The 17,624-nt window shown below is 67.8% G+C and carries 17 protein-coding genes; 15 read left to right on the top strand and 2 right to left on the bottom strand.

Annotated elements, in window-relative coordinates; translation table 11 throughout:
* The first annotated feature begins 149 nt into the window (after positions 1-149).
* Positions 150-1,622 (top strand): GntP family permease, encoded by a 1,473-nt coding sequence (locus tag OG729_RS14520; protein ID WP_405806402.1) that lies wholly within the window; start codon positions 150-152, stop codon positions 1,620-1,622.
* Positions 1,623-1,697: 75 nt separating this feature from the next.
* Here OG729_RS14520 and OG729_RS14515 read toward each other — a convergent pair whose 3' ends face one another.
* Positions 1,698-3,047, bottom strand: coding sequence for a M14 family metallopeptidase (locus tag OG729_RS14515; RefSeq protein ID WP_405806401.1), 1,350 nt, complete (start codon positions 3,045-3,047; stop codon positions 1,698-1,700).
* Positions 3,048-3,410: 363 nt separating this feature from the next.
* The gene (locus OG729_RS14510) at positions 3,411-5,129 is read right to left on the bottom strand and encodes a chitinase (protein ID WP_405806400.1); all 1,719 of its coding nucleotides are present in this window, start codon (positions 5,127-5,129) and stop codon (positions 3,411-3,413) included.
* Positions 5,130-5,518: 389 nt separating this feature from the next.
* Between OG729_RS14510 and OG729_RS14505 the strand changes: the two genes are divergently transcribed.
* The 14 genes from OG729_RS14505 to OG729_RS14440 all read left to right on the top strand — a co-directional run bounded on the left by OG729_RS14505 (position 5,519) and on the right by OG729_RS14440 (position 17,527).
* Entirely contained in the window at positions 5,519-6,397 is an 879-nt protein-coding gene (locus tag OG729_RS14505; protein WP_405806398.1) for a hypothetical protein, read from the top strand.
* A gap of 118 nt (positions 6,398-6,515) precedes the next feature.
* Positions 6,516-7,229, top strand: coding sequence for a Flp pilus assembly protein CpaB (gene cpaB, locus OG729_RS14500; RefSeq protein WP_405806397.1), 714 nt, complete (start codon positions 6,516-6,518; stop codon positions 7,227-7,229).
* 7 nt (positions 7,230-7,236) lie between these two features.
* Positions 7,237-8,487, top strand: coding sequence for a CpaE family protein (locus tag OG729_RS14495; RefSeq protein WP_405806396.1), 1,251 nt, complete (start codon positions 7,237-7,239; stop codon positions 8,485-8,487).
* A gap of 27 nt (positions 8,488-8,514) precedes the next feature.
* Positions 8,515-8,916 (top strand): pilus assembly protein, encoded by a 402-nt coding sequence (locus OG729_RS14490; RefSeq protein ID WP_360879332.1) that lies wholly within the window; start codon positions 8,515-8,517, stop codon positions 8,914-8,916.
* A 3-nt stretch (positions 8,917-8,919) separates the two neighbouring features.
* Positions 8,920-9,276, top strand: coding sequence for a TadE/TadG family type IV pilus assembly protein (locus tag OG729_RS14485; protein ID WP_405806394.1), 357 nt, complete (start codon positions 8,920-8,922; stop codon positions 9,274-9,276).
* Between the two features lie 40 nt (positions 9,277-9,316).
* On the top strand, positions 9,317-10,657 hold the full coding sequence (locus OG729_RS14480) for a CpaF family protein (RefSeq protein WP_360879326.1): 1,341 nt from the start codon (positions 9,317-9,319) through the stop codon (positions 10,655-10,657).
* 59 nt (positions 10,658-10,716) lie between these two features.
* Positions 10,717-11,658, top strand: a complete 942-nt coding sequence (locus OG729_RS14475; RefSeq protein ID WP_360879323.1) for a type II secretion system F family protein — start codon at positions 10,717-10,719, stop codon at positions 11,656-11,658.
* 81 nt (positions 11,659-11,739) lie between these two features.
* Complete coding sequence (locus OG729_RS14470; protein ID WP_360879320.1) at positions 11,740-12,627, top strand: DUF5936 domain-containing protein; 888 nt, start codon at positions 11,740-11,742, stop codon at positions 12,625-12,627.
* A 7-nt stretch (positions 12,628-12,634) separates the two neighbouring features.
* A complete protein-coding gene (locus tag OG729_RS14465) occupies positions 12,635-14,053 on the top strand; it encodes a sensor histidine kinase (protein WP_405806393.1) in 1,419 nt (472 codons plus the stop codon).
* A gap of 57 nt (positions 14,054-14,110) precedes the next feature.
* On the top strand, positions 14,111-15,211 hold the full coding sequence (locus OG729_RS14460) for a response regulator (RefSeq protein ID WP_405806391.1): 1,101 nt from the start codon (positions 14,111-14,113) through the stop codon (positions 15,209-15,211).
* 182 nt (positions 15,212-15,393) lie between these two features.
* Positions 15,394-15,666: a hypothetical protein gene (locus OG729_RS14455; RefSeq protein ID WP_405806390.1), complete on the top strand. Its 273-nt coding sequence runs from the start codon at positions 15,394-15,396 to the stop codon at positions 15,664-15,666.
* Positions 15,663-16,283, top strand: coding sequence for a pilus assembly protein TadG-related protein (locus OG729_RS14450; RefSeq protein ID WP_405811137.1), 621 nt, complete (start codon positions 15,663-15,665; stop codon positions 16,281-16,283). The genes OG729_RS14455 and OG729_RS14450 overlap by 4 nt, the downstream gene beginning before the upstream one ends.
* A gap of 39 nt (positions 16,284-16,322) precedes the next feature.
* On the top strand, positions 16,323-16,901 hold the full coding sequence (locus tag OG729_RS14445; protein WP_405806388.1) for a hypothetical protein: 579 nt from the start codon (positions 16,323-16,325) through the stop codon (positions 16,899-16,901).
* Positions 16,901-17,527 carry an OmpA family protein gene (locus OG729_RS14440; RefSeq protein WP_405806386.1) on the top strand — a complete coding sequence of 209 codons (627 nt, stop codon included), beginning with the start codon at positions 16,901-16,903 and terminating at the stop codon, positions 17,525-17,527. Before OG729_RS14445 ends, OG729_RS14440 begins: the two co-directional genes overlap by 1 nt.
* Positions 17,528-17,624: the final 97 nt, after the last annotated feature.

Below are 17,624 nucleotides of genomic sequence, written 5' to 3'. Positions count from 1 at the left end.
GCATCGCGGCTTCACGTGGTTGTCCGGCTTTCCCGGGCTCACCCCGCGATTCGCGTTGCCCCCCTTGTCGCATCGCGGCTTGACGTGGTTGTCCGGCTTTCCCGGGCTCACCTCGCGATTCGCGTTGCCCGAAAACAGGAAGAATCCCCATGCTCATCGCCGCTGACGCACCACCACCCGCCCCGCCGCACACCGGCGGTCTCCTCCTCCTCATCGACGGCACCGCCGGTCTGCTGACCGTCGCCGCCCTCGGCATCGCGCTGCTGCTCGTCCTCATCATCAAGGTCCGGCTGCAGCCCTTCGTCGCCCTGCTCGCCGTCTCCATAGCCGTCGGCCTCGCCGCCGGTCTCTCCGTCACCGAACTCTTCGGCACCGTCCAGAAGTCCGCCGCCGTCTCGGTCATCGAGCAGGGCATGGGCGGCATCCTCGGGCACGTAGCGATCATCATCGGGCTCGGCACCATGCTCGGCGCGATACTCGAAGTGTCCGGCGGCGCCGAGGTGCTGAGTTCGCGTCTGCTGAACCTCTTCGGCGAAAAGCGCGCCCCGCTCGCCATGGGCCTCACCGGCCTGATCTTCGGCATACCCGTCTTCTTCGACGTCGGCATCTTCGTCCTCGCGCCGATCGTGTACGCCGCCGCCAAACGGTCCGGAAAGTCGATCATCCTCTACGCGATGCCGCTGCTGGCCGGTCTGTCCATGACCCACGCCTTCCTGCCGCCGCACCCCGGCCCGGTCGCCGCCGCCGGTCTGCTGCATGTCTCGCTCGGCTGGGTCATCCTGATGGGCATCCTCGTCGGCCTCCCGGCGGTCCTGGCCGCCTGGGGCTACGCCGCCTGGATCGGCAAGCGGCTCTTCGTCGAGGTCCCGCAGGACATGGTGGAGGCCGCCGAGGACGCCAAGGCCGCGGTCGCCGCCGAGCGCATGCGGCGCGACGGGCAGTCGGCCGAGGCGCCCATCTCCCTCGCCACGGTTCTCCTCATCATCGGTACGCCGCTGGTGCTCATACTCGCCGCGACGTTCTCCTCCATCGCGCTGGACCCTTCCACCCTCCGCAGCGTCATCGAGTTCTTCGGCAGCCCCTTCGTCGCCCTGACGATCGCGCTGCTCCTCGCGTACTACCTGCTGGGCATCCGGCGCGGCTGGTCGCGCAAGTCCCTCGAGCAGGTGTCGACCTCCTCGCTCAAGCCGGTCGGCAACATCCTGCTCGTCGTCGGCGCGGGAGGCATCTTCGGCGCCATCCTCAAGGCGAGCGGCGTCGCGCAGGCGCTCTCCGACACCTTCAACGACGTCGGCCTGCCGGTGGTCGTCCTCGCGTATCTGATCTCGCTGGTGCTGCGCGTGGCGCAGGGCTCGGCGACGGTCGCGATCGTCACCACGGCCGGCATCGTGCTCCCGCTGGTCGAGAGCGCCAACCACTCGCAGGCCTTCCTCGCCCTCGTCATCATGGCGATCTCGGCCGGTTCGATCTTTGCCTCGCACGTCAACGACGGCGGGTTCTGGATCGTCGCCAAGTACTTCGGCATCTCCGAGCGCGACACGCTGAAGTCGTGGACGGTGCTGGAGTCGGTTCTCTCGGTCGCGGGCTTCGCGGTCGCGGCCGCGCTGAGTCTGGCCGTTTAGCGGTAGGCAGAACGCAGAACGCAGAACGTAGGGCGCCCCGGAACCGAGCGGTTCCGGGGCGCCCTGTTGTCCGTATCAACCCGTGCAGTACTGCTGCTCCTTGCCGATGGACCGGTACATGCAGTCCGCGTTCTCGATCAGCTGCAGCACCGCGTCACGGTTGCGGCTCGTCTCGCGCTCGATCACCTCGTCGGGCGGGTAGAAGCCGCCGCCGCCGAAGCCCGTCGGATACATCTCGAAGGTGTACGCGAAGATCTTCTGGTTGCCCCACAGCCAGTCGTCGATCGAGCCGTCCGTGATGTAGAGGTCGCTCGACTGCTCCGGCGTGTAGCCATTGCTCGCGGCCATCTTCTGGCCGACCGCGGCGAAGGCGTTCCGGTCGTCCTGCGTCATGCCCGGGGCGGTGTCGGAGTTGGTGTAGCCGAACGGCCAGAGCACCAGCTCGCTGTACGTGTGGAAGTCGATGCCCGCCTTGATCTGCTGCTTGCCGCCGACGATCCGGCTGCGGGTGAAGTCGGCGACGACCTTGACCTCGGGGGCGGACTCGGCGGCCCGGCCGCGGTAGGTCTCGGAGCCGGGGGAGCCCGAAGAGCCGCCGCAGCAACCGAACTTGTAGTTCCAGTTGCGGTTGGTGTCGGTGCCGACGCTCGACGAACCGGAGTTGGGCTGACGGTTCTTGCGCCAGCTGCGGTAGGTACCGGTGGCGATGTCGTACTCGCCGCCGTCCGGGTTGACGTCGGGGATGATCCAGATCTCGCGGCCGTTCACGGCGTTGGTGATCCGGGAGTCCTTGCCGTAGCCGTCACCGAGCTCGCGCAGCAGATACAGCGCCATCTCGACGGTGAGGTGCTCGCGCGCGTGCTGGTGGTGGGTGAAGAGCACCTCTGGCTCGTTCTCGTCGGTCGCGACGTTGTCGCTGACCTTGATGGCGATGATGTCCCGGCCCTCGTAGCTCTTGCCGATGACGCGCTTGCTGATGATGTTCGGGTGCGCGGCGATCCGCTGGTCGATCTCCGCCTTCGCCTCGGCGTAGTTGTGATAGCGCGCGTCGGCGGACGGGAAGTCGAAGGGTTCGACGGCCGCGCCGGCCCGGTTTCTGGCCGGGGGAGCGCCCAGGGCCTTGGGCGTGTAGCCGAGTGCGCGCAGCCGCTTCACCTGTGTGGCGGTGGCGCTCACCACGACCGAGCGTGCGTCGGCCTCGTCGATCGAGACACCGGTGGCGGCGAGCGCGGTACGGGCGGCGGCGTCGGCCGGGCCCCGGACCTCGTACTGCAGGATCTGTTCCTCCTCGGCGGCTGCCGGGGTGGTCCTCGCCGTGGGATCGGGGGGCGCGGCGTTGGCGGTGAAGGGGGCGGCAACGGCGAGTGCGGTCAGGGCCGCGAAGGTTGCGGCCTTCCTGCCTCTGCCGCGAATGCGAAGTCGCATGCTGTCTCCTGGGTGGGGAGTGTGGGGGGTTGTTCAGTTGCGACGCATGTGGTTACGCGTGGGGTGGTGCAGTTGTGTGGGCACATCGTGAAGCCATGGCATGACCTGGTCAAGGGGCCACCTTCGGCCATATTATCGATCTTGAACTTATCGGCATGTATGCCCAGAAGCTCAAGCACCCTGGAGCTCCAGCGCCCGTCCGGGCCGAATGGGCGAGGACTTGGGGCCTGCTCTAGCCCGGACGGCCGTCCCCCAAATGCCTGCCGTCCTCGCCGCGGGTCCTGCCGGTACCGGGTGCCGGCCGCAACATGCAGCAGCGCCGCCGGGCGAGCGGCGGCGCTGCTGTTCTCGGTTGTCGGGGCCCTACGGCAGAGCGTGGACGTGCGGACCCACCGCGTTCGACCAGGCGTTGCCCGACTTCGCGTCCCAGTTCGTGGACCAGGTCATCGCACCCCGCAGCGAGGGATACGTCTTGGACGGCTTGAACGATCCGCAGTTCGTGCCCTTGGCGAGGCAGTCCAGCGCGTTGTTCACGATCGTCGGGGAGACATAGCCGCTGCCCGCGCCACTGGTCGAGGCCGGCAGGCCGAGCCCGACCTGGGCCGGTCCGAGACCGCCCTCCAGCTGGATGCAGGCGAGCGCGGTGAGGAAGTCCACCGAGCCCTGCGAGTAGACCTTGCCGTCGCAGCCGAGCATCGAACCGCTGTTGTAGTACTGCATATTGACGACGGTCAGGATGTCCTTGATGTTGAGCGCCGTCTTGAAGTACTCGTTCGACGTCGACTGCATGTCGATGGTCTGCGGCGCCATCGTGATGACGAGCTTGGAGCCCGCCTTCGACGACAGGGACCTGAGCGCCTGTGTCATATAGGTGGAGTTGAGGCCGTTCTCCAGGTCGATGTCGACGCCGTCGAAGCCGTACGTCTGCATCATCGAGTAGACGGAGTTGGCGAAGTTCGTCGCGGAGGTGGAGTCGTTGATCGTGACGGTGCCGTTCTGGCCGCCGATCGAGATGATCACGGACTTGCCGGCCGCCTGCTTGGCCTTGATGTCGGCCTTGAACTGGTCGACGGTGTAGCCGCCGAGTCCCGCCGTGTCGAGGTTGAAGGTGACGCCGCCGGGTGTGCCGGTCGCGTCGGCGAAGGAGACCGCGATGATGTCGTAGTTGGCCGGAACGTCGCTGATCTTCTGAACGGTGGCGCCGTTGTTGAAGTTCTGCCAGTAGCCGGTCACCGCGTGCTTGGGCACCGTCCCGCCGCCACCTCCGCCGCCGGAGGCCGAGGTGGTGCCGGTCACCGCCGCGGACTTCGCGGACTCACCGGCCGCATTGGTCGCGGTCACCTGGAACTGGTACGAGGTCGAGGCGCTCAGCCCGGTCACGGTCGCCGAGGCGCCGGTGGCCGACTGCACCTTGGTGCCGTTCTGGTAGACGTTGTAGCCCGTCGCGTTGGACACGGCGTTCCAGGACAGAGCCACGGAGGACGAGGTCACGGATCCGACCGCGAGGCCGCCGGGGGTGGCGGGCACGGTCGGCGAGGGGTCGCCGCCACCGCCGCCGTCCGGGCCGAAGACGGATACGTCGTCGGCGTAGTAGGCGGCCTGCCCGTACCAGCCGTGGGTGTAGACCGTCACGGAGGTGGTGCTGCCGCCGGTCGTAAAGGTGGTGGACAGCTGCTTCCAGCCGGCGGAGTCCGGGGTCCAGGTGGAGACATCGGTCGTGCCGGTGCCGGTGGCGCCGAGGTAGGTGTACCCGCCCTGTACCCAGGCGCTCAGCGTGTACGTCGAGTTGGGCTTCACCGCGACGGTCTGCGTGCACTTGGCGTTGTCCTGCCCGGCGGGCGTGGCCTTGAGGGCGGAGGCGCCGCCGTGCACCGGGGAGGAGACATTGGCCCCACTGCCGCCGGAACAGGTCCAGTTGGCGAGCCCGGACTCGAAGCCGGCGTTCTTGGCGACATTGACGTCGGCGGCCTGCGCGGTTCCTGTGATGCCCACGAGAGTGAGACCGGCCCCGACCGCGAGCGCAAGCGCTCCGCCGAGCCACTTCCGGGACGGTCGTCTTCGTGAGCGTGTGGTGCGGTCCACTTGCTGCCTCCGGTGGGGGAGTTGGGGATGTGGAGGGGTAGGGGGAACGGTGGCCACCGCTGGGCGTACAAGTTGGTCCAGACCAATCGCGTTGTCAAGGCCTCTGGCGACGATTCGTATACGGACGCGCATCGCGCATCCGTGGTAAGTGCGGCGATCGGGCCTCGCCCCGAAGCGCCACCCTGGAATTCACCCGAGGGTTACGGGAGTTAACTCCTGACCCCTTCGTCCCATTTAGCCTGTGCGCAGCGTGTGCGGGTTGAGGCTCTCGGTTCTGAAAGGTGTTCTCTGCCTCCTCACTCGTGGATAAAGTGCTGGAACAGGAGCACGGAGCAGTAGGGATCTGCGGGCGTCGGAACTCCGGCGGCCGGAGCGAACGGGGAACCAGCGTGCCGACCGCGATAGCTGTCACCAGCGCAGATCTGGTGCTGCCGCCGACCGACCAGCAGACGCCCACCGCGGCTCTGCTGAAGTCGCCGGACACTCAGCCGTTGGATGCCGCCCTCGCCGACATGACCGTCCTGCTGGAGCAGCACGGCTATGTGATCGCCCTCTATTCCTCCTCCCTTCCGGTGGCTCATGAACGCCGGCTGCATACGGTCCGTTCCGTGCTGGAAAGCGACCGCATCGCGCTGCTGAAGGTCGACCTGCCGCCGCTCGGCCTCGCCGTACTCGTACGCCAGATGCGGCAGTTATCGGTCTGCGACTTCAGTGCGGGAGTCGTCGCATCCGCGGCCCGGCTGCTCTCGCACTATGTCTACGCGGGTGCACTGCTCGGCTCCGTCACCAAGCTGGACCGGGTTTCGGTCACTCTCAAGTCCCATGCCAAGTCCTGGGTCCCGGGCTCCCAGTTCGGCGTGCTGGCCAATCCCCACCCCCAGCTGGTCAAGGTCGGCAGCGGCGACCTCGCGGGACCCGAATTCGGCACCCAATTGATCGTCGCGAGAGGCCAGTTGCAGTCGGACTGGGTGACAGGGACCCTCGCGCCGTCCTGGCAGGTCCAGAACGTGCAGGAATCCGCACTGCCCGCCGAATCCCCCCGGTGGTGGGGCACCGGCAGGATGATCGAATTCGCCGCCTACCTTGCCGACATCTCCGTTCTCTACCAACTGGTTTCGTCCGTACGGCGAGAGGTGTGCTCCTGGTGCGGCATTCAACTGATCGGTGACCGCTGCGGGTTCTGTCTGTCCCCCCTTTCCTCCGCCGAGGACCAAACGCGTGCGCCCGGTGTCCTGAACCACTCAGCACCTACGCACCAAGGCTCGTGATCCCGCCTCCCGGGCGATCGGCACGGGCCGTGGCGGCCTGTCGAAAGCGCGCACCCACCCGCTCCGCTCGCCCTGTCCGCTCCGTCAGCCCACGTATCCGAACGAGGTTGTCCCGCCCATGAATTCACGGCAGCGCCGCGGCGTCGTACTTCTGCTTCTCTCGATTCTCTGCGCCTTCGGTGCGTTCGCCGGTGTGCTCTCGGTGATCAGTGACGTGAATTCAAAGGTCGGTCCCGAGGTCGCCGCCTACCGGGTCAAGACTGATATCGCGCCCTATACGCCCCTGAAGCCGGACCAGTTCGAGAAGGTCACCATGCCCAAGCGCTGGCTGTCGCGGAGTGCCGTGACCGATCTCGGTGCAATCAACGGAAAGATCGCGGTCACACAGCTCCGCAGCGGCTCACTGCTCCAGGACGACATGATCGTGAAGCGGCCGCAGCTGGAGAGCGGGCAGCAGGAGATCGCCATCATGATCGATGCCGCCACCGGAGTCGCGGGCAAGATCAGGCCCGGCAACCTGGTCAATATCTTCGCCACCTTCGCCGCGCAGAACGACTCCGAACGGGACCAGTCCCGGATCATCGTCGCCAATGCCAAGGTCCTGGACGTCGGCGAGCTCACCGCGCTGGGCCCCAAGAAGGGCGAACGCAGCAGCGGCCCCACCGAGGCGGTGCCGATCACCTTCGCTCTGGGCACCACCGACGCGCAGCGCGTGGCCTACGCCGAATCCTTCGCCGAGCACGTACGCCTTGCCCTGCTGCCCGACGGCAGCCCCACCACGCTGCGCCCGGGAGACGGCAGCTACGACCTCTCCGAAGACAAGAACAAGTGAGGGCCGGATGACGACTCGTATCCTCCCGGCCGTCGGTGATGCCGACGCCTCCCGATCCATCACCACTCTCCTCAGCCAGCTCCCGGACGTGGAACCGGCCTCGCCGGTGGGCGACTCGACCTCACTGCTCGACCTGCTGTCCCGGCTCGCGGGCGAGTCCCTCGACGAACTGCCCGAGGTCGTACTGGTCCACGAGCGGATCGGACCGGTGCCGGCTCTCGAGCTGATCCGGGAGGTGGCACTGCGCTTTCCGGCGGTCGGGGTCGTCCTGGTCACCTCCGACGCAAGCCCGGGTCTGTACTCGGCCGCGATGGACTCCGGTGCCCGGGGGCTGGTGGGACTGCCGCTGTCGTACGAGGTGCTGGCGCAGCGCGTGCAGGCGGCGGCGGGCTGGTCCGTCGGAGTACGACGCCATCTGGGCCAGGGGGCCGACGTCTTCACCGGCCCCGGCGGCAGAGTCGTCACCGTCAGCGGCGCCAAGGGCGGAGTCGGCACGACCGTGACCGCGATCCAGCTCGCCCTCGCCGCCCGGGCCTCCGGGCACACCGTCGCGCTCGTCGACCTGGATCTGCAGGGCGGTGATGTGGCCTCGTATCTCGATGTGCAGTTCCGCCGGTCCATCGTGGACCTGACGACCATCCAGGACATCTCGCCCCGGGTACTGCAGGACGCGCTCTTCAGCCATGAGACGGGGCTCGGGCTGCTGCTCGCGCCGAGCGAGGGCGAACGCGGCGAGGACGTCAGCGACCGGCTGGTCCGCCAGATCATCAGCGCGCTGCGGCACCGCTACGAGGTCGTCGTCATCGACTGCGGCACCTATATGAACACGGCCAACGCCGCAGCCATCGAGATGGCGGACACCACGCTGCTGGTGACCACGCCGGACGTCGTCACCGTCCGGGCCACAAAGCGCATGGTCAGGCTCTGGGACCGGCTCCAGATCCGCAAGGCGGAGGAGACCGTTGCCGTCGTCAACCGCCATACGCGCCATACGGAGATCCAGCCCGAGCTGGTCGAGAAGATCACCTCGACGCGGGTGGCCCGAGTGGCGATCCCCGCCAATTTCAAGGAACTTCAAGCCGTCGTCGATGCCGGCCGGATGCAGGACCTGGAACCCAAGTCCACGGTGAAACAAGCACTGTGGCAACTGGCGGGAGAACTGGGGCTCGTGAAGAGGGGATCGGCCGGGAAGCCGAGCAGGTTCCGCGGAGACCGGGGCTCGCTCGGCGGTGGCCGCCGCCCGGGCCGCGGAAGGTGACACCGAGGTGAGGGGGAGCGTTGCGTCATGAAGGGCCGAGCCGTACGCGTGCGTTACCGGGGCCCCTGCCTGCGTGATGACCGGGGACAGTCCGTCATCGAGTTCACGGGCATGGTCCCGATCATTCTGGTGACGATGGTCGTGCTGTGGCAGGCGGCGCTCGTCGGCTACACCTTCGTGCTCGCGGGCAACGCCGCCGACAAGGCGGTCAGCGCGGGCGCGGTGGCGGAAGGAGACCGGGACGCGGCCTGCAAACGGGCAGGCGAGGTGGACGTGCCCGGAGCGTGGACGCGCCGTATCACCTGCCACCAGGAGGGCGATCTGGTCAAAGCCCAGGCAGACCTCGAAGTCCCGCTGCTCTTCCCCGGCGGCTTCAGCCTCCCGATCACTGTGCCCGGCCGTGCCGCCGCCGCGACGGAGAGGAACTGAGCCATGCGCAAGCAGTCGGTCCGTCGGGACGACAGGGGCCAGGCGGTCATCGAGTACGGGGGATGGCTCGTGATGCTGCTCTTCGTGGCCATGGTCGCGGTCCAGGTGGGCCTGGCCGTGTACGCCGCGCAGCAGGCGGGCACGGCGGCGCGGGCAGCGGCCCGGGTGGCATCGCAGCACCAGCCGCGCATCTCCTATCAGCAGGCGGGCCGGGAGTCGGTGAGCTCCTGGCTCCAGGCGAGCTTCACCTGCTCCGGTCAGGGCGACGAGGTCACGGTCGAGGCCACGGTCACCGTTCCCTCCCTCGTCCCCGGCCTCGACTTCACCACCACCAAGAGCGCCACCATGCCCCGCGACTGAACCGACAGCACCAGGCAAGCCGTACGAGGGAGTTGAAGTCATGAGTCTGCGGGCGCGCATCAACAACCCCGAGCCGACGAACGGGCAGAGCGAGGAGAGCCGCCTCGTCGGCGTCTACCGCGCCAAGCTCCTCGAGGAGATCGACCTCGCCGAGATGTCCGCCCTCGCGGCAGCCGAGCGACGCGCTCGTCTGGAGCGGGTCCTGGGCCACATCATCAGCCGTGAAGGCCCGGTGCTCTCCACCGTCGAGCGCTCCCAGCTCATCCGCAGGGTCGTCGACGAAGCCCTTGGCCTCGGTATCCTCGAACCGCTGCTCGAAGACGCCTCCATCAGCGAAATCATGGTGAACGGACCCGAGCAGGTCTTTGTGGAGCGCAGCGGGCGGCTGGAGCTGCTCCCGATGCGCTTCTCCTCCACCGAGCAGCTGATGCAGACCATCGAGCGCATCGTCTCCACCGTCAACCGGCGGGTGGACGAGGCCAATCCGATGGTCGACGCCCGGCTGCCCAGCGGGGAACGCGTCAACGTCATCATTCCTCCGCTCTCCCTGACCGGCCCGATCCTCACCATCCGGCGCTTCCCCCGGGCCTTCACGCTCCAGGAGATGATCGGCCTGGGCTCGCTGGACGAACAGATACTGATGCTGCTGGCGGGCCTGGTTCGCGCGAAGTTCAATGTGATCGTCTCCGGCGCCACCGGTACCGGAAAGACCACGCTGCTCAACGCTCTGTCGGGACTGATCCCGGGCGGCGAGCGCATCGTCACCATCGAGGACTCCGCCGAGCTCCAGCTTCAGCAGTCGCATGTGATCACGCTGGAGAGCCGTCCCGCCAACGTCGAGGGCAAGGGCCAGGTCACCATCCGCGATCTGGTGCGCAACTCACTGCGGATGCGACCCGATCGCATCATCGTCGGCGAGGTCCGCGGCGGCGAGACGCTCGACATGCTCCAGGCGATGTCCACCGGCCACGACGGCTCGCTCGCCACCGTCCACGCCAACAGCGCCGAGGACGCGCTGATGCGACTGCAGACCCTGAGCTCCATGTCCGAGGTCGGGATCCCCTTCGTGGCGATCCATGACCAGATCAACAGCGCGGTCGACGTCATTGTGCAGCTCACCAGGCACGCCGACGGCGCCCGCAAGATCACCGAGATCGCGATCGTCGACTCGTACGGCCGTGAGGACTACCGGTTTGTCACGGTCTGCCGCTTCGACGCCCAGCCCATGGCCCCGGACGGGCGTATCTACGGGAAGTTCGAGTACTTCCCGCTGCCCCGACGGGTCGCCGACCGCCTCTACATGGCCAGCGAGTCGATTCCCCCGGCTTTCGGCGTCGCGCTGTCCGAGGAGCAGCTTGCCTCGCGCACATCGACGGCCTGACCGGCCCGCCGCACCCACCCGCCCCCGTCCGTCCGCTCACACAGAAGGCCCCGCCCGAGATGAATAACCTCCCGCTCCTGACGATGGCCGTCACGCTGCTCGGCTGTGTGCTCGCCGTCGTCGGCGTGCATGTCTACGCATCGGGACAGGCCCAACGACAGGCACTGCTGGAGCGGATGACGCAGAGCGGACAGCTCGCGATCGAGAGCGGCCGACGCCGTCGGTTCAGGGGCGTCGACCGGTGGCTGCGCAGGACACGCCTCGGCAAGCGCATCGAGCGCAAGATCTCCGCGACCGGTCTCGACCTGAGTCCGGGCGAGTACTTCGTCTACGTACTCGGCACGCTGCTTGCCCTGTACTTCATCGCCGCATCGGTCTTCGCGCCCTTCTTCGGGATCATCGCCGCCGTCATCGGGATCTGGGGCGCCAACGGGTTCCTCAACTGGCAACGCGCCAAGCGCACCGAAGCGTTCATCAACCAGCTCCCCGAACTCACCCGCGTACTGGCCAACGCCACCCAGGCCGGTCTCGCGTTGCGCACAGCCATCGGCATGGCCGTGGAGGAGCTCGACGACCCGGCCAGGGAGGAGCTGCGGCGCGTCACCGATCAGCTGGCTCTGGGCCACTCGCTCGACGACGCGCTGAACGATCTCGCCGCGCGTCTGCCGTCGCGCGAGCTGACCGTTCTCGTCACCACCCTCATCCTGTCCAACCGGGCCGGCGGCACCATCGTCTCCTCGCTGCGCAACCTCACCGAGACGCTGGAGGAGCGCAAGGAGACCCGCCGTGAGGTCACCACCCTGCTCTCGCAGGTCAAGGTGACCGCGGTGGCGGTCCCCGTGCTCGGCACGGGCTTCCTGCTGCTCATCAACGGGATGCGGTCCGGTGCCCTCGACGACATGACCAGCGCTTTGGTCGGCAGGCTCGCCGTGCTCGTCTCGGCGGGCCTCTACGCGCTCGGCTTCTTCCTCATCAACCGTCTCACCCGCGTCCGTATCTGATCCGTGTCCGTCTCTGAATCCATGTCCGTCTCTGAATCCGTGCCCGTCTGACGATCCGTATCCGAAGGGAGGGAGTACACCATGGGACTGCTGCTCGCGGCCGTCATCGGACTCGCCGTTTACGGAGCCTTCCTGGGCGTCCGCATGTACCGCGCCGAGGCAAAGCTCCCCGGCGACCTCGCCGTCGCGCTGGAGGTCGGCGCCACCCGCACCACCGCAACAGGCTCCGTCATCGACCGCCTGGGCATGCGGTACGCCCCGTCCGTCCAGCGCTTGATGGGGCCCAAGAGGGTCGATGCGGTCCGCCGGAAGCTGGACATGGCGGGCAACCCCGGCGGTCTGACCGTCGACCGCTACGCTGCCCGCCGCGCCGTATACGGCGGCCTCGGGTCGCTGGTGGCCCTCGGCATGCTGATGAACGGCCGGTTCGTACTCGCCGTGTTCTTCGTCCTGTACGGCCTGTTCTGGACCGACGTACTCCTGTGGGCAGCCATCAGCAGGCGCAAGGACGACATCGAGCGCACACTCCCCGACTTCCTCGACGTCCTCGCGGTCGTGGTCTCCGCCGGACTCGGGTTCCGGCAGGCGCTGGAGCGTGTCGCGGAGAAGTACGAGGGGCCCTGGGCGGACGAAGTGCGTATCACCCTGCGCCAGATGGACATGGGTGTGAGCAGGCGCGAGGCCTTCGAGCAGCTGCGCAGGCGCAACCAGTCGGACCAGGTGTCGATGTTCGTGTCCGCGCTGCAGCAGGGCGAGGAGCTCGGAGCGCCGATCGTCGACACCCTCATCCAGATCGCCAACGACATGCGCAGGACCGATGCGCAGAACGCCCGCCGCAAAGCAGCCAAGGCCGTCCCCAAGGCCACGCTCATCGTCACCAGCTTCATGCTCCCGGGGACGATGATCCTGATCGTGGTCGGCTTCTACTACGCCTCCAATGTCAATTTCAACGACATCTTCGGAGGTTGAACCGGACATGGGACGACTTCCGCGGCCGACCAGGACGGCGCTGACCGGTGGGGCCGAGGCGAGCGCGCCGGCGAGCGCCCCGGGACATGTGCCGTCGCTGCCGATCCAGGTCAACGCGCTCCAGGCGCTGTGCCGCCAGCTGTTCGGCTTCCGCCTGGCCATGACCGCGCTCGCCACCCCGTTCGCCCTCGCGCGCGTCGACCGGGGGCTGGGCGGCTGGCTGGTGGGCGCGGCCGTTCTCGTCACGGTCATGGTGTCCTATGTGCTGCTGCGCGACTGGGAGCGCTTCGGCCCGGTGCTGCTGCGGCACCCTTCGCTGCTCGCCGTCGACATGCTGTTCGGGGCACTGCTGCTGTTCTCCGCCTCGCCGGGTTCCACGCTCACCTATGTCACGTTCTGCACCCCGCTCCTCGCCGGGCTCGTGTACGGGTGGCGCGGCGCCGCGATCTTCGCGCCGCTCCAGTCCCTGCTGCTCGCCGCCGCCTACGCCGTCAACCAGGAGATCGAGGCGGACGCGTCGGCGCTGCTGATGGTCGGCCTCTGTGTGATGGCGGGAGCCGTCGGCAGCACGCTGCGCAACCTCCTGCTCGGATTCGGCGCCGCGTCCCAGGCGCTCACCGAGACCCGGGCCCGGCTCGCCGTCAGCGACGCGGTGGAGATGGAGCGGGCCCGGCTCGCCCGCGAGATGCACGACTCCGTCGCCAAGACGCTCCACGGCCTGGCACTGGCGGCCGACGGCCTCGCCCGCACCGCCGACCGGATGGACCCGCTGACCGTCAGGCACCAGGCCGAGCTGGTCGCCCGCTCGGCCCGCCGGGCCGCGACCGAATCACGTGAGCTCCTGTCGGATCTGCGCCGGGAGTCCGGCCTGGACGGCGGGGTCGACATCCTCGCCGAACTGCGGGCCAGAACTGAGGACTTCGCCCGGCGCCACGGCATGCAGGCCGGCTTCCGCGGGCTCGGTGACATTCCCGTGCCGCCGGTGCCCCAGGCCGTCGCCCGGCAGGCCCTGACCATCGCGACCGAGGCCATGGACAACGCCCAACGCCATGCGCACTCCAGCTGTCTGGACGTTTCGGCGGGTCTCGTGGGCGAGGTGCTGAGAATCAGCGTGTACGACGACGGGCAGGGCTTACCTCCCGGGACCACACTGGAAGACCTGCGGCGGACGGGCCACTTCGGCCTGGTCGGCATGGTCGAGCGTGCCGCCTCCATCGGGGCCCGTATCCGGATCGGCAGAGGCCGGGCGGCGAAGGGCACCGAAGTCCGCCTGGAGCTGCCTGCCGCCGCACTGAGACTCGCGCCCGGCATCCCCACACAACCGGCTCGGCCCGCGCACCACCGGACCCCCGCTGCGCAACTGACCTGCTCAACCGACCTGCTCAACCGACCTGTTCACCGACCTGTTCACAGATCTGTTCACTGACCTGTTCACGGCGTCAAATCAACCCACCGTCCCCCACTTCCGAGAGGAGGCTGCAGCATGCAGGACGACATCTCCCACAGCTCGGGGCAGAACTGGACCCAGCAGTCCCATGTCTCGCAGCACACGTCCTCGCACGCCACCTCGCTCAGCTCCGGCCGCACCACGGGCATTCCGCTGGCCTCCGCGCCACCCGCGTCACCCGCGCCCACCGGCGAATTCCCCGCCCTGCCGGGGCCGGCCGCCATGCCCGAGGCCCCGCCCCTGCGCGTTGTCGTCGCCGACGACAACCCGGTCGTACGAGCGGGCCTGACCGTCCTGCTCCAGGGCCGCGACGACCTCGAGGTCGTCGCGGAGGCGGCGGACGGACGTCAGGCCTATGAAGCCGCGGTCCAACTCCGCCCGGATGTGGTGCTGTTGGACGTCCGCATGCCCGGCGTCGACGGTATCTCGGCCCTGCCGCACCTGGTGCGACTGGCCCCGGTGCTGATGATGACCTACAGCCGGGAGAGCGAGATCGTCCACGAGGCGCTGCGCCTGGGCGCGAGCGGCTATCTCGTACACGGCGAATTCACCGCCGACCAACTCGTCACCGCAGTACGGGACATCAAGCTGGGCCGGGTGCACTTCACGCACTCCGCCTCCAGCGCACTGCTGGCGAAGGTGCGGGAAGAGGGGGCGGGCGGGGGCTGTGGCCCGGCGCTGCCCGACGGTCTGGGCACGGCGTTCACCAGCCCCTGCCAACGGTCGGCTTCGCCCGAGCAACCGTCTGCGACCGTTTACGGAGCGGACGCCCACGCTGGGGACGACCGGTCAACGAGCCAGTCGTCAGCTGCCTTTCACGCCGACCCGGTCGCACAGGGATTTGCTCGAATGCCTTCGCTTTCGCAAGCGGATGTGGCACATTCGTCTCGGGGCCGCGGAGTAGCCGTAGGGCTGCGCGGAGTGATCACGGAGCTGAGCCGGCGGGAGGTGGAGGTCATGGAGCTGATTGCGTCCGGCATGACCAACCAGCAGATCGCCGCGTCCTGCTTCATCAGCCAGAAGACCGTCAAGAACCACATCAACCGCATCTTCGGCAAGCTGAACGCGGGGAGCCGCGGCGAAGCCATCGCCATCTGGCACGCCGTTGCCCGAGGAGGGTCGGCAGCGCATGGCTGAGCGTGCGCCGACCCGCTGGCGGAGGGCCCAGCCCGGGGTTTGGGCCCGGAGTTGGGCCCTGAGGCCCATGGCGGTGGATTCCTTACGGTCGTACGTTTCCGGTGTCGCCGGGTCCGGTCAGGGGGAAGCCGGAAACGCGAGAGCCGACATCAGGGAGTCGTACAAAACCGGAGGGGAACGCCATGACGGACGTCGGGCTGAAGGCCGCGACAGCGGCCAGGGTCTATGTGGCCGGCTGGAGGAACTCGGTCCTCGAGGGCATCAAGAGCCGCAAGGACAGGGGTCAGGGCGCGATCGAGTACGTGGGCATCACGATTCTGGTGGTGGCCATCGTGGTGCTGTTGCTGCAGACCAACATGGGTACCCAGATCGCAAATACGTTCCGGGAGAAGATCAACTCGGTCCTCAACAGCGGCGGTGGGGGCGGTGGCGGAGGGGGCGGCGGAGCCGGCTGATTCTGCCAGAACGGACAGACACGGGGCAGGCCACACCGCTGTACATCACAGCGGTGGTTGGCCTGCTCTTTTTTGCGCTCGTATACCTCGCGTTCGGCCAGGCGGACATCAGCCGCAACGGCACCCAGACCGCGGCCGACGCCGCTGCCCTGGCGGCCGCCCAGGAGTCCAGGGACCAGCTGGACCTGACGGACTTCCGCGATGACTTGCAAGGCCTCTTCGACGGGGACGAGATCGGTACGGCCAACGGCTGTACGGAAGCCAGTCGGTTTGCCGCCCGCAACGGCGCGCGCGTTGGCTGCACCCAGCTCACGGATGGGCGCTGGGGTTTCACCGTGGAAGCCACGTCCCTCAAACCGATGGGGGACAACATCGTCGAGGGGACGGCAGACCGACACGCGACGGCTAGAGCCACGGCTGTGGTCGAGCCCTACTGCTCCTTCACGCCTCGTGAGCCGGATGAGTCAAAGGGGCCTCCCGGGAGTGGGGACGAGAAGGAGAAGCCGCCTCTGGGCAAGCTCGTCTGCGATAACCAGGAGTGGGAGATCGACCCCGGGCACCTGGAGCTGCTTCCCGACGTTGCGGACCTCTTCACCGTCCGACTGGCAGAGGACTGACATGAGTGCAAAGGAACAGGATTGATGAGTATGCGGCACATGAGGACCATGCGCCGGGCCGGGGCGGCTGCCTTGCTCTCTGCGGCCCTGACCTTTTCGCTGACCGCTTGCGGGGGTGACGATGGGGAGGACAAGGGCAAGGAGCCGGCCTCCTCTTCCTCGGCCCCGGACAAGAGCGAGGACGGGAAGAGCGACAACGCGACCGCGCCCACGTCTGGAGACCCCATCGCGAACGTGAAAGGTGATGGAGGGCTGGAGCTGGCCGTCTATTCGGCAAAACGTGATGACGGCGGATTTCTCACTGTGGACGGACAGTTCAAGAACCCCGGCAGTGAGGGGTATACCGTTCCCGTGAGCTGGAACGGCCTAGAGCAGTCTGTAGCAGCTACGGGCAACTCATTCGCGGGAATGACGCTAGTCGATTCCAAGGGCAGGAAGCGCTACTACGTACTGCGCGACACCGACAACCGCCCCCTCACCACGTATGCCTACAACAGCTACATCAAGCCCGGCCAGACGCTCACCTTCTTCGCCCAGTTCCCTGCGCCGCCGACCTCCACCACGAAGGTCGCCCTCCAGCTCCCCGGGTTCCCCAGCACGACGATCGAGCTCTCCTGATGAGCGCCCTCACCACCCACACCCGGCACCGCTCGCGCACGGCGGTGACCGTCCTCGTGGGCGCACTCTCTCTGGGCCTTGTGGGACCCGTGGATGCCGTGGCCGAGGACGGACCGTATCCCACCCCGTCCGCTTCCGCGCCCGTCCAGATCGATGCCAAGGATTCCGACCTCAAGCTCCCTGAAGGGGCAACTCTCGCCGCGGCCAAGGTGATCGACATCAAGTCGGTCGTCGAGGAGATCGGCGGCGAGGAGCGCCGCGAGGACACCAACGCCGACATCACGTTCGCCCTCCAGGCCGAGGTGCTCTTCGGCAAGGACAGCGCGAAGCTCTCCAGTGAGGCGAACGCCCGCATCGCCGCGATTGCCGCGGAGATCAAGAACCAGGACGCCAAGAAGGTTCGCGTCTTCGGCTTCACCGACAATCTCGGTACTTCCGAGCACGGTGACGTGCTGTCGAAGCAGCGCGCGAATGCCGTACACAGTGTGCTGTCACAGCAGTTGAGTTCCCTCGGCATCATCTATGAGATCCGTGGGTACGGCGAGCAGTACGCCATCGCGAACAACGCGACCGAAGAAGGACGCAAGAAGAACCGCCGGGTCGAGGTTTCCTTCCCCAGGGGGTGAAAGTCCCGGCGAGGGCCGGCCCGCAGCGTGCCGCGGGCCGGCCCTCGCCTGTGCGGGCAGACCTGTGCGGGCAGACTGGTCGGGTGCGGAGGAGAGC

The sequence above is a fragment of the Streptomyces sp. NBC_00210 genome, assembly GCF_045160975.1.
Taxonomy (GTDB): Bacteria; Actinomycetota; Actinomycetes; order Streptomycetales; family Streptomycetaceae; genus Streptomyces.
Note: the sequence above shows the minus strand (reverse complement) of the source record. Positions and strands in the feature narration are given on the sequence as shown.